The sequence below is a fragment of the Sorangium sp. So ce296 genome, from assembly GCF_051529605.1.
GTDB lineage: Bacteria > Myxococcota_A > Polyangia > Polyangiales > Polyangiaceae > Sorangium > Sorangium cellulosum_D.
Genome location: NZ_CP150325.1, coordinates 3,349,255 through 3,362,072, shown reverse-complemented (window position 1 = coordinate 3,362,072; position 12,818 = coordinate 3,349,255). Strand labels below are relative to the sequence as shown.

9 protein-coding genes are annotated in these 12,818 nt (G+C 67.2%); 7 read left to right on the top strand and 2 right to left on the bottom strand.

Going from position 1 to position 12,818, the window contains the following annotated elements; translation table 11 throughout:
* Positions 1-73: 73 nt before the first annotated feature.
* Both rtcA and WME98_RS12690 read right to left on the bottom strand, forming a co-directional pair.
* Positions 74-1,093, bottom strand: coding sequence for an RNA 3'-terminal phosphate cyclase (gene rtcA / locus WME98_RS12695; RefSeq protein ID WP_437951570.1), 1,020 nt, complete (start codon positions 1,091-1,093; stop codon positions 74-76).
* Positions 1,094-1,142: 49 nt separating this feature from the next.
* Positions 1,143-2,369 (bottom strand): RtcB family protein, encoded by a 1,227-nt coding sequence (locus tag WME98_RS12690; protein ID WP_437951569.1) that lies wholly within the window; start codon positions 2,367-2,369, stop codon positions 1,143-1,145.
* 233 nt (positions 2,370-2,602) lie between these two features.
* On the opposite strand from WME98_RS12690, the gene rtcR reads away from it, so the two are divergent.
* The 7 genes from rtcR (at position 2,603) to WME98_RS12655 (ending at position 12,368) form a co-directional block, all read left to right on the top strand.
* Complete coding sequence (rtcR, locus tag WME98_RS12685) at positions 2,603-4,243, top strand: RNA repair transcriptional activator RtcR (RefSeq protein ID WP_437951568.1); 1,641 nt, start codon at positions 2,603-2,605, stop codon at positions 4,241-4,243.
* Positions 4,244-5,121: 878 nt separating this feature from the next.
* Positions 5,122-6,468, top strand: coding sequence for a hypothetical protein (locus tag WME98_RS12680; protein ID WP_437951567.1), 1,347 nt, complete (start codon positions 5,122-5,124; stop codon positions 6,466-6,468).
* A gap of 8 nt (positions 6,469-6,476) precedes the next feature.
* Positions 6,477-7,058: a 4Fe-4S single cluster domain-containing protein gene (locus WME98_RS12675; protein WP_437951566.1), complete on the top strand. Its 582-nt coding sequence runs from the start codon at positions 6,477-6,479 to the stop codon at positions 7,056-7,058.
* Between the two features lie 3 nt (positions 7,059-7,061).
* Positions 7,062-8,852, top strand: coding sequence for a tetratricopeptide repeat protein (locus tag WME98_RS12670; protein WP_437951565.1), 1,791 nt, complete (start codon positions 7,062-7,064; stop codon positions 8,850-8,852).
* A gap of 536 nt (positions 8,853-9,388) precedes the next feature.
* Positions 9,389-10,546, top strand: a complete 1,158-nt coding sequence (locus WME98_RS12665) for a hypothetical protein (protein WP_437951564.1) — start codon at positions 9,389-9,391, stop codon at positions 10,544-10,546.
* Positions 10,547-10,767: 221 nt separating this feature from the next.
* A complete protein-coding gene (locus WME98_RS12660; protein WP_437951563.1) occupies positions 10,768-11,250 on the top strand; it encodes a hypothetical protein in 483 nt (160 codons plus the stop codon).
* Between the two features lie 50 nt (positions 11,251-11,300).
* Positions 11,301-12,368: a ChaN family lipoprotein gene (locus WME98_RS12655; protein ID WP_437951562.1), complete on the top strand. Its 1,068-nt coding sequence runs from the start codon at positions 11,301-11,303 to the stop codon at positions 12,366-12,368.
* Positions 12,369-12,818 lie beyond the last annotated feature (450 nt).

Sequence of the window (12,818 nt, the reverse complement as noted above, 5' to 3'; positions counted from 1 at the left end):
AGTTCCCATCCTGCGCCTGGAGACGGCGAACCTCGCTGCGGCGACCGATGTCGTCTGTCGAGCCGCCCGGCGCTCAACGCCCGATCTCGATTTGCCACGCATGCTCGGAGACCTGCTCCACCGACGCGCGGATGCCGAGGAGATCGCGCAGCAGCTCGAGGTGGGTCGTCGTGTGCGACGAGGGGCGGACGGTCCGGAAGGCGCCGCGCCCCGCGAGGGCGATGGGCAAGAGCAGCTGATCGGCCAGGTGCTCGCCCACCGGCACGCCCGCCGCGAGGTAATCGCGCGCCTCCTCGGCGGCCTTCGCGGCGACCGACTCCGCGCGAACGCCCTTCTCGCCGAACCCGGTGAAGACCTCGGTCACGTGCTCGCTCTCGACGGCGATCGTGATCACGTTGCCCGGGCCGTGGCCGCCCGTCAGCACGTTCGGCTTGAAGCAGGCCGGCTCCCAGCCGAGCACCGCCGCCGCCGCGCCGAGCTCGCGCATCGCGACGGAGCTCGGGAGGTTCGACACCGTCGCCACCGCCCTCCGGCCGCGGATCTCCCCGCGCGAGAGCAGCTCGAGCGGCGCGAGCGCGGGCGAGGGCGCGATCGAGACGCGGGCGAGCCCGCCGCCCGCGGGATAGAAGCCGGGCGTCACCAGCGTGGCGGTGACGTCCGGCCCCATCCGCCGCACGAGCGGCAGGTAGGCGAGGTCCAGGAAATCGAACGGCGGCGCCATGGGGTTGTGCGTGCCGCCCTCGAGCGTGAGCGTCGACGGCGCGGGCGCGCGGAGCAGCGCCGGCAGGACGGTCTGCAGCACGAGCGTCGTGCTCCCCGCGCTGCCGACCCGGAACGTGTGTTCGCCGGGCACGATCGCCGTCGGCCGGAAGACGATCTCCTGCGAGCCGAGCGCGGCGCCCGACACCTCGGCGCGGCCGACCTGGGCGGCGGCCTGGACCGAGGTGAGGTGCTGCCGCATCAGCCCCGGGCGCGCGCGGCCCTTGCGGATCGAGGTGATCCGGACGGGCGTCTGCGTGATCAGCGAGAGGCAGAGCGTCGTGCGGAGGATCTGGCCCCCTCCCTCTCCGACGGATCCATCGATGGTCAGCATGGCAGTCGACTCTCCCTGGACGACCGATACCACGACCCCGGGCCGCGGCTCACCCCTTCACGCACACGACCTGCCGCAGCGTGTGCACGATCTCGACGAGGTCGCGCTGCGCCCGCATCACGTCGTCGATCGGCTTGTACGCCGCCGGCGTCTCGTCGATCACGGCCTCGTCCTTGCGGCACTCGACGCCGGCGGTCGCGGCCTCGTGCTCGGCGACGCTGAAGCGGCGGCGCGCCTCGGTCCGCGACATCACGCGGCCGGCGCCGTGGCTCGAGCTGCAGAAGCTCTCCGGGTTGCCGAGCCCGCGGACGATGAATGAGCGCGCGCCCATGCTGCCCGGGATGATCCCGAGATCGCCCGCCCGCGCGCGCACGGCGCCCTTGCGCGTCACGAGGACGTCCTTTCCGTAGTGGTGCTCTCGCGCCACGTAGTTGTGGTGGCAGTTCACCGCCTCGACGGCCGCGTCGAAGGGCGGCAGCTCGCCCGACGCGCGGAGCGCGCCCACCACCTGCGCCATCATCAGCTCCCGGTTCACGGCCGCGAAGTCCTGCGCCCACGACACCGCCTGCATGTAGTCGTGGTAGTGCCTCGTCCCCTCCGGCAGGTAGGCGAGGTTCGCGTCGGGCAGGTTCACGAAGAAGCGCCTCATCTCCTGCTTGGCGAGCTCGATGAAGTAGCTCCCGACGCGGTTGCCGACCCCGCGCGATCCGCTGTGCAGCATCACCCAGACGCGGTCGTCCTCGTCGAGGCAGAGCTCGATGAAGTGGTTGCCGGTCCCGAGCGTGCCGAGGTGCTCGATGGCCGAGCCGCGCCCGAGGCGCGGGTGCTTCTCGACGATCTGCCGGTACCGCGGCTCGAGCGCGGCCCACGCCTCGAGCTGGGCCGGCGGGGGCGAGCGCCACGCGCCGCGGTCGTTCTTCCCGCCGTTGTCGGTGCGGCCGTGCGGCACCGCCTCCTCGATGGCGGTCCGGAGCGCGCGCAGCGAGTCCGGCAGGTCCGACGCGCGGAGGCTCGTGCGCGCCGCCATCATCCCGCAGCCGATATCGACGCCGACGGCCGCCGGGATGACCGCGCCGTGCGTCGCGACGACGCTCCCCACCGTCGCGCCGATGCCCTGGTGGGCGTCGGGCATGACGGCGATCCACTTGTGGATGAACGGCAGCGCGGCGATGTTCTTGAGCTGCGCCTCGGCGGCGGGCTCGAACGGCACGCCGACGGTCCACGCCTTGATGGGCACGCCCGAGTCGGTGGGGATGACGTTGTAGCTTCGCTCCATGGCAGGATCTCCGGGAAGGGGCGCGCCGTCCGACGCGCGCCCCGGGTTCGGTGATGGTTGGGTCACGCCTGCGTCGTTCGGTTCAGGCGTTCCGGCACTCCGGTGTTCCGGCGTCCGACGTCCGACGTCCGACGTCCACGTATCGCACGGCGCGTGCCACCCGAAATCCCGGCGATCGGAGGGCGCTGGCCGCGGCGCTTATCTGGATGTATAAAGCGTCTAGAGAAGCTTCTATGACGCGCAAATCCACGGTGGTCCTCGGCATGCTCGGCCCGACGCTGGACACCGGCAAGACGCCGGAGCGCTGGTCGCGGTGGCGTCCGAGCGTGGCGCTCTGCCAGCACGAGGACCTGATCGTCGACCGGTTCGAGCTGCTCTACCAGCGCCGGTTCGACGGGCTGGCCGAGACGGTGATGGGCGATGTGCGGCACGTCTCGCCGGAGACGGACATCCGCGGTCACGTGCTCGAGCTGGACGACCCGTGGGACTTCGAGGCGGTGTACGGCGCGCTGCACGACTTCGCGCGGGCGTACCCGTTCGCGCCGGACCGGGAGGAGTACCTCATCCACATCACGACGGGCACGCACGTCGCGCAGATCTGCCTGTTTCTGCTCACCGAGTCGCGTTATTTGCCCGGCCGGCTCATCCAGACGTCGCCGCCGAAGCGCGACCGGGCGGAGCTCGCGGCCGGGTCGTTCACGATCATCGATCTCGACCTCTCGAAGTACGACCGCATCGCCTCGCGCTTCCAGAAGGAGCAGCGCGAGGCGGTGTCGTTCTTGAAGAGCGGTATCGAGACGCGCAACGCGGGATACAACCGGCTGATCGAGCGGATCGAGCACGTGGCGATCGCGTCGCGCGCGCCGATCTTGCTCATGGGCCCGACGGGGGCGGGCAAATCGCAGCTCGCGCGGAAGATCTACGATCTCAAGAAGGGCCGCCGGCAGGTGAGCGGCGACTTCGTGGATCTGAACTGCGCGACGATCCGCGGCGACGGGGCGATGTCGGCGCTGTTCGGGCACACGAAGGGCGCGTTCACGGGCGCGCTCAAGGACCGCCCGGGCCTGCTGCGCAAGGCGCACGAGGGGGTGCTGTTCCTCGACGAGATCGGCGAGCTCGGCGCGGACGAGCAGGCGATGCTGCTGCGCGCGATCGAGGAGAAGGCGTTCTTGCCGGTCGGCTCCGACCGCGAGGTGCGGAGCGAGTTCCAGCTCCTTGCCGGCACGAACCGCGATCTGTCGCTGGAGGTCGCGGCGGGGCGCTTCCGGGAGGATCTCCTGGCGCGGATCAACCTGTGGACCTTCCGGCTGCCGGGGCTCCGGGATCGGGTCGAGGACATCGAGCCGAACCTCGATTACGAGCTCGACGCCTCGGCGCGGCTGCTCGGCGTGCGGATCACGATGAGCCGCGACGCGCGCGAGCGGTTCCTCCGGTTCGCGACGTCGCGGGAGGCGATGTGGCCCGGCAACTTCCGCGACTTCAACGCGGCCGTGACGCGGATGGCGACGCTCGCGCCCGGGGGGCGCATCGGGCTGCCGATCGTGGAGGAGGAGATCGCGCGGCTGGCCGAGGCGTGGCGGCGGGCGCCGGCGGCTGGGGGCGCGGGCGGCGCGGGAGCGGGGGAGGGCGGGGAGGACCTCTTGGTCGCGGCGCTCGGCGCGCGGCGGGCGGCGGCGCTCGATCCGTTCGACCGGGTGCAGCTCGCCGAGGTGCTGCGGGTATTGAAGAGCGCGCGATCGCTGTCGGAGGCGGGGCGGGTGCTGTTCGCGGCGTCGCGGGCGAAGAAGAAGAGCGTCAACGACGCGGACCGGCTGCGGAAGTACCTGGCGCGGTTCGAGATCGACTGGAGCGAGGTGGTAGCGGAGGGCGGGTAGCATAGCCAGCAGCGGAGCGGATGAGCGCGTCCAGGTATGCAGGAACGGACGGTTCGCGACGGTGAGCTCCAGCGCAGCGATCTTGGCGTCCGAAGCTCCAGGTACCCGCAGAGCGCGACGATAGCCGAGCCGCCTGAGCGGTCCGTGTGAGCACAAGAAGAGCATCGCTCACAGGGGCCCACCTGCATGGAGACTCAGGCATCGACGGCGTCCGTCCATGGGTCAATCAACATCGAGTGGATGGATCGGGTAGACAGGACATCGGGTTCACCTGATAATCAGGAATGACACGCTCCCGGCCAGGGCTGCGCCTGCGAGGAGGCCACGCATATGTATGTCACAGTCCGGGTGGGTGACCTCACTGCGGTCTGCGAGTTCCATCTCGATCGACGACACTCTCCTGAAAAGCTGGCGGACACCCTGGTCGAGGGATGGCAGGCGCGGCACCGCGGGGCCCGTCTCGACGAGCAAGACAGGACCAGCATTCGCGAGAAATTTGCTTCCCAGATCGAGCGGTGCTGGGACCGGCTCAGAATGGGAGAGCCGCCCGCCTTCGAGTATCAGCGGCAGAACCCGCCGCCCAAAAGGTCGCCATCGCAGCCAGCAGCCGCCACCGGGGCCCGACAGCCTCGCCCGGTGGTTGGCGGGGAGCAGGGACCTCGGCGGCCGCCGCAGGCGGCTGCAACGCCTCGTGCGGAGCGTGTCGCTGGGCCAGAGGTCACGCAACCAAGGGCCAACCAGCGCGGTTCGTTGGTGGACTGGGTGCTTGAAGATGAGAACGCTGAGCCGGCGAAGGCGGTTCCGTCGCCTGATGCCGATGAGGGCCCGGAGCAATGAGCGGGAACAAGTGCGCCACAGTAAGGAACCACCGAGTCGAGATGGAGTGGCTGCAGCGTGCAGCGGAAGAGCGTGCGCGCCGTGAGGCCGAGGAGCGCGCGCGCCGTGAGGCCGAGGAGCGTGCGCGCCGTGAGGCCGAGGAGCGCGCGCGCCGGGCAGCGGAAGAGCGTGCGCGCCGGGCAGCGGAAGAGCGCGCGCGCCGTGAGGCCGAGGAGCGCGCGCGCCGGGCAGCGGAGGAGCGCGCGCGCCGTGAGGCCGAACGGCTCGCCCTCGAGGGCGCCCGTAAGGATCTGTCCACCGAGATCCAGATCTTGGAACGACGGCTCGCTGCGATCAATCTGCCCTGTGTCGGCAACGCGCTGGGAGAGGCCACCGCCGTTCTCGAAGGATCTGCTTCCGTGGCGGATCTACAGGCACAGACGCGAATGGTAAAGAGCATGACCTGCCTGACCGATCGGATCGGAGCGGCGCTGTCCAACACGTTCCCTGATCTCCTCTCGGTTCGACAACGAATGCAGGTTGAATTTTCGAAGGCAGAGGACGTCGCTGCGCTGGAGAGAGCCGTCTCCCGGTGGTGTTGCGACAAGGCGACATTGCAGGCGCTGGATGGCTGTATTCGCGCCGCGGAGAGCGCTACCGGGTTCGTCGAGGCGTGCGAGATCGCCGAAGTGCAGCTCGATCGAGACGTGAAGGTCGCCAGGCAGAAAGTAGAGGCATTCCTTCGCGCTCCGGATCCAGCGCGTATATCAGCTGTCCGCTCTGCTGTCCAGATTCTACGCGCGTCGTATCTCGAACTGCACCTCGCCGCGCGTCGGGTGCGGCTGGAGGAGGTGATCCATACGCTCGCGCAGCCAGCCTGGTCGCAGCGCCTGGAGGCTTGGTGGCCGGGCTTCTCAGCGGAGATCTACAAGCTCCATGATGTTCTAGCTTCGGATGACTGGCGTGGCGCGGCTCCAATACTGGCGAATTTGAACGAATTCCTCGCAGAACACGCACGGTCAATCGTGGAGGTCCTGTTGCGCGGAGGGGAGGCTGCAAGGCTCAGCTCGACCCCTGCTACTTACAACGAAGCGCTCGGTGCTTGGACCGCTGAACTGCACAACGAGCACGGCGTGCTGGCGTCGATAGCTCAGGTGTCTGCCAAGTGGCATAGCCTGCTAGACGAGGAGCTGACGCAGATCAGAGGTCCCGAGGAGTTGGACGGCCCCGCGTGCGTGCACGGCGGATACGACCGTTGGCTGACGGCTTTACGCAAGCAAGGCGGAGAGGTGCATCTGTATGCCGAGGACGGCATCGAACTCGCGCTGCCGATGACGTGCTCGTCGACGTCCGTCGAAGACCCCGATGTGGTCCACGAGACGGTATCGGTCGGGCGCAAGGCTCAGTGAGGGACGACATGTTATTGAACCTGGCTGATGCTGTTGCACCTTCGTTCGCCAACGGTCCGGGGGCCCGAGCGGTCCTCTGGGTTCAGGGATGTTCCATCCATTGCCCTGGCTGCCACAACCCACACACCTGGTCGGCAAGACCGGTGCGCGTGTGCGATACTGAGTCGGTCGTGCGCTGGTACAGATCTACACCCAGCTTGCGGGGTGTAACACTGAGCGGCGGCGAGCCTTTCGAGCAGGCCAGGGCTCTGGCCGCGGTCTGCCGCATCCTGCGCTCCGATGGATCTGACGTGGTAGCGTTCTCGGGCTACACGCGAGAGCAACTCGAAGACGGAGTTGTGCCTCACAGCAAGCTCCTGCTACGTGAAGTGGATCTGCTGATCGACGGACCCTATAAAGCGGAAGAGGCGAGCCGCCTCACGCTCCGTGGCTCTCGCAACCAGCGATTGCACTTTTTGACTGATCGAATTGCTCCGGGTGATCTCGACGGGATCCCGAGCGCCGAATGGATCGGAAGAGGTGAGCGGGTTCGAATGACCGGGTTTGCGATCTCGCTGCTCGAGGGGCTCTGGCGTGGTGTCGTTGGATGAGCCATGAGTGGTACTCCTATCATAAACCGCGACGAGGAACCGGCCATACTCCTTGTTGCTCGCCGCATGTCCGGCAAGTCGAGCACGAGAGCGAGCTGGAACCTTCATCTGCGCATGGAGGAGATCCGCGACAACGTAGCCGTGAAGCTGCAGATCGACACGAAGTCGCCGGAGGCGACATCCAGAATCGAGGAGTACCGAATCAAAATCGATGATCGTTACGTCCGCGTGCTCGATGTTCCTGGTGAGATAGTAAATCCGCGCAATGAGATGGCGGGAACGTACCGTGAGCAACTCGAGCAAGTGGCAGGGCGTATCGGTGCTGTCCTCATCTGCGTTCCTCCGCCCGCGCTGAAACAAAGCGAGGCGGTGCCGCGCGCTGGCTTCGTACATCCAAGCCGCCTCAGGCTGTATCAAGAACAATTTAAGCCGTTTGATGATCATCCGCAGCCATCGGTGCCCCATATCGAGGAGGTGCGAGAGCGAATTGACAGTGCCATGGCGTTTTGCGAACAAGCGCTGAGCCGGCTAAGGGTTTCGGCGGCCACGATTCCCTTTGCAGTTCAGATGGGGTTCGCGGATTTGGTATTTCTCGGAGACACCGACGCCGGTCATGAGGAGGCCAAGAGCCGGCTGTATCATAGGTATCGGGCTGCCTGGCCCGAGCCGAATACGTGGACCAACCCGGAGAGCATAAATGCCAGAATGAGAGTTTATGAGGAGATAGATCGGGATGTGTCGGGTATCTTCGAACACGTCTCGCAGTGGATGCGCGAGCGGTATCGTTCTTATCAATTCTATAATTTCGCAGCTTCCAACAGGGATGCATCTCTCGGTCATCATAGCCCAGTGATCGGGTTCGCTTATCTGGTAGACCAGATGATTGGGCGCCAGATCATGGCAGCCGAAAGGGGGCGCCGTGACGCGGAGGGCCGTGCTAATGAAATGCGCGGTTCGAGTTTGCGAGCTTTGGGATTCGTGCTCGCCGTGGTCGTCACTGTGATAGTTGCTGCCATGCTGAGCAACGGCCAACAAAGACGGAACTCCGAGTACGCAACTCTTCGGCCCTCCGTCGAGCGAACTGCTGCTGCCGATGCGCCTCCAGTTTCCTCGTTGGACGGCAATTCGAAGGAACAACCACGTCCTGGTACGGGTCCCGTGGACCAGGCAGGTGGCCCAGCGCAAGAGCCGCGCAAACCTGCCGAGCGTGGATCGCCGAGCAAGGAGGCACAGCAGGTACGCGGCCAACCTGCAGAGGTGGCACGCCGGTTCAGGGGCGGGATGCTCCGGCAGGCACCTGCTCTGGGGGCCGATCCCGTTGAGGAGATCGATCAAGGTCTAAACGGAATCAGCCCCGGGACGCGCCTCAGCGTGCTCGAGCGCTCATCTGACAGCGTCTGGCTGCATGTATCTCATGCGCGCAACGGGGCTTCGATCACAGGCTGGATGCATCGAAACGTCGTCACTTTTCTCCCCGCGCCTGCACCTGAGGATGTGAACTTCGAGGACCTCGAGGGAGGGAAGGGGTGGAGCGATCGCTGCTATGAGCATCTCAAGGACCTCCGTCTTTCTTATGCGAAAGCGGCGTGTTCGGCGGGGCTGGGGAACAGCCCATCGCGATGGTGGAAGGCGTCCCTGCTCTACAACATGGGCCGTATTGCGGCTGAGGAGGGAGATTGGGACGTGGCGCGTGAGTATTATGAAAAGTCCATCGCCGAGCGCGAGCAGGAGATCGTGCGGCGTGCATTGGAAAACTGCGAAGACGAGAGCGAGCGTCTACGCTGCCGTCCATGAGAGCTTGCTTGAAGGATGGGTTCGTCCTGCTGACTGCGTGAGTGGTGTGTGCGAATGGTGATGCTCGGTCTGATGGTGCGCGAACAGTCATGGTCGATAGGATGGTTCATCGGTTCCTGCTAGGATATGGATCTGACGGCTACGAGATCGTCGCGCGCAGCGTGGGCCTCGGAAAGGACCTCGAGCGGCAGTGCCTCCAGGAGGCCGATCGGTGGGATACCGCAGAAAAGTCGGTGAGCTGCGTCTTGACGCCGCTTGTCGTGTCCGATCAATGTCTCGGGTATCTCGCTTTCATGACTCGTAGGGTCACCCCTGCCGCGCGAGCAAGATCGCATATCGAGCGCGCGTTCGCTGTCGTCTCATCGTCCATGAGCAGTCAACATGGCATCGATGTGCGTTCTATGCTTCATGCATTGCCGTCGTTTGGATGTCGAGGAACGTTGGAGGACTTCTCTCCGTCAACGACGAGCGCTCCGATGTGGCCGGAGATGGGCGCTTTGTGCCAAGCTTGGGTCGCGCTTCTGCAAGAGCGAACTGTGATCGTCGTGCCCAGACGCGGGGCGAACGAGCTGACGTTCTGCGTGGTTCTGCTTGATCTATTCCCACCTGACGTCGGTGGTGGCATGTCGATCGGGGTCGGACTGAGGTCGTTGCCCGCGCGAAGGCCTCGTCTTGGGGTATTTCATATCGCGGATGGACCTGTACCCACGGGCACCATAGAGGTCAGCATCGGGGAGGGCGCGCCATCGTCCGTCGCTTCGGACGACAAGCTGGCCAAGTGGTTTTTGACGAAGATGGTACCCGATGGCCTCGTCGGCGATGCTCGTCTCCTGAACGGCGAGCAGCTCCGCTGCCTTTGGTCGACCATGCGCTCGGACTCCGGCGTGGAGCGACTCGACATGGCGACGATACGAGATTGTGTCATTGCCGACCTTGTGCTGGACTGTGTGCAGGATGCACATAAACAGGGTCGTCGATGCGAGGAGCTACTAGAGTTGATAAAGCGGGCTGGAGATCTGACGTTCCGCCGGCGGATGATCTCGCGGATCTGGGAGCTGGAGGCGAGTGTTGGGCTTTCCGTCATACAGTCGATTTTGCTCGCGATGGACGAGCCGTCTCGCTCTGTGGAGGAGAGCGCTTCAGAGCTCGCCTGGGCGCTCGCGGCCGTGCGTGTGGCCCTCGAGCTTCGCTGGCTGGGAGCGGAAGGCGACGTGGACATCCCCGTTGCATCGGGCGCTACGCGCTCTGTAGCTGGGCCCATCGGTAAGCTGTTCGGTGCCCGATGCTGGGCTCTCAGGGCGAGGTTTCTTTGTAGGCTGTCGACGGCTATGCGCGCCGCTGTTCAACAGGTCATGCGCGAGAGTTGGTCTGCCCAAAGACCCGCTGGCTCCAAGACTGCACGGTTGTTTCGGAGCGCATTACGTCTGGATCGGCCGAGAACGATCGCCGCCCATGTTCGCGCCATCTCGAGGGGTTCGGCCCGGACGATCCCAGAGGTGGAGCATCCGCGGTCGATCGCACGCTTTCTGGGCCGTGATCCGGATCCGCCGGTGCTCCGTCGGCTCGCATCCGCTCTCGGCGAGAAGGGATTCCACAGAGCTCTGGTGCGAACGTTGGCTGCTGCATATCGCCTGCCTCCGGGGAACGAGATCGCCGCCGAGCTCGCGCCGCTGATGACCTTGCTGGGCGAATGAGCTCGCGCAGACGAACCGTCGAGCAATGAATCGTGCCCAAGGGTGTTGTCAAGCGACAGTGATTTTACTCACGCTCTGCATCCCGAGTCATGCCTCGGCCCGCCGTCGTACTCGGGCGCGCAAGGGCACGACGAGGATCGTCATCCAGCTCCAGCTCGACCCGGAGCCGTACAGGCCGTACGTGGGTCGGCGTACATCGCGCAGACAAGGACACAGCACAAATGCACGACCCGGTTGCTGGTCGTGACGACGCGCGCGAGCGGTTCCTCCGGTTCGCGACGTCGCGGGAGGCGCTGTGGCCCGGCAACTTCCGCGACTTCAACGCGGCCGTGACGCGGATGGCGACGCTCGCGCCCGGGGGGCGCATCGGGCTGCCGATCGTGGAGGAGGAGATCGCGCGGCTGGCCGAGGCGTGGCGGCGGGCGCCGGCGGCGGGCGGCGCGGGAGCGGGGGAGGGCGGGGAGGACCTCTTGGTCGCGGCGCTCGGCGCGCGGCGGGCGGCGGCGCTCGATCCGTTCGACCGGGTGCAGCTCGCCGAGGTGCTGCGGGTATTGAAGAGCGCGCGATCGCTGTCGGAGGCGGGGCGGGTGCTGTTCGCGGCGTCGCGGGCGAAGAAGAAGAGCGTCAACGACGCGGACCGGCTGCGGAAGTACCTGGCGCGGTTCGAGATCGACTGGAGCGAGGTGGTAGCGGAGGGCGGGTAGGGGGAAGCGCGCGATCGAGCTGCTACGCTGGCGTGGCCACCGGAACGACCATGCCGACACCGAAGCTGATGTGCTCGCTCGACGCCGCCCGACGGTCTCCGCTGCCGCGCGCGCGCCGTCTCGCCGGCGTCGCTTGCGCGGCGATGCTGCTCGCCTGTTCGCCCTCGCCGCCCGCGCGCGCTCCGGCGGCGCCGAGCGGCGGCGCTGCGCACGCGAAGGCGCCGCCGGGCGGCGCGGAGCCATGGCGGTCGGCGCTCGATCGCGATCACGCGCTCGTCGGCAAGCTATGGGACGTGAAGGGGGGCGCGTTCGTCGACGTCGCTGCGCTCACGCCGCGGCTCGCCGCCGCGCGGTTCGTGTTGCTCGGCGAGCGGCACGACAACCCGGACCACCATCGGCTCCAGGCGCGCGTGCTGGAGCAGGTGGCGGCAGGAGGGCGGCGCCCGCGGGTGGTGTTCGAGATGCTGGAGGCGCAGCAGCAGCCGGCCATCGCGGGCTACACGGCGACGCGGCGAGAGGCCGCCGGCTTCGGCGCGTGGATCGGCTGGGAGAGGACGAGCTGGCCGCCCTATTCGGAGTACCTGCCGATCTTCGACGTCGCCTTTCGCTTCGGGTTGCCGATCGTGGGCGGCAACGTGGCGCAGGAGGAGGCGCGGGCGCTCGCGCGGCAAGGCCTGCAGGGCATCTCGCCCGAGCGGGCGGCCGAGCTGCGGCTCGAGCAGCCGCTCCCGGCCGCCGAGCAGGAGTCGCTGGAGCAGGAGCTCCGCGACTCGCACTGCGGGCACCTGCCCGAGCGGCTGATCCCGACGATGGCGCTCGCGCAACGCGCGCGCGACGCCCAGCTGGCGCAGGCCATGGTGCGCGCGGAGGCCGGCGGCGCCGTGTTGATCGCCGGCGCGGGTCACGCGCGGCGCGACCGCGGTGTGCCGTACTGGCTATCGCTCGAGGCGCCCGGCGCGGAGGTGCTGAGCCTGGCGTTCTTGCAGGTGCAGCGCGGCGTGCAGGAGCCCACCCGGTACGCCGCGCAGTTCTCGACGGCGACGCTGCCGTTCGATTTCGTGTGGTTCACGCCGCGCGTGTCGGACGGAGATCCGTGCGCCGCGTTCCGGGCGCGCTGACGGCGCCTCTGGCTGCGACGGATCCTCGCGCCAGGAAGGCTGCGCGCCGGCAGCCGTGGATCCGTGCAGCCTCCGGCTGGCGACGGCCCGCCCGCCCGTCCCACGCCCCGGCCCGCCGGGCACGCGGCGCGTATCCCCGCGCGGCATCGAGGTGTGGCTGCAAGCCCAGGGGCGTGCGCCGCAGCGCACCGGAAGGCTCACGATGTGACCGATCCACGAGGGTGCCCGAATTGACTGGGTGGGACGCGGCTGCTCGACCCGTGCGGGAGCCATCGCATGAGCCAGGCACGTCGCTTGAACAACCACCATGATCGTAACTGCCCGAGAGTCTACCGATGCCCTCCGACCCTCGCAGCGAACGTTGTCTCTGTAGATTTACCGGTGCAGTAGATGACTGCGCCCTGCGGGCGCTGGGTCGAGGCTTCCGTCACCGTCGCCCAGTCCGTGAAA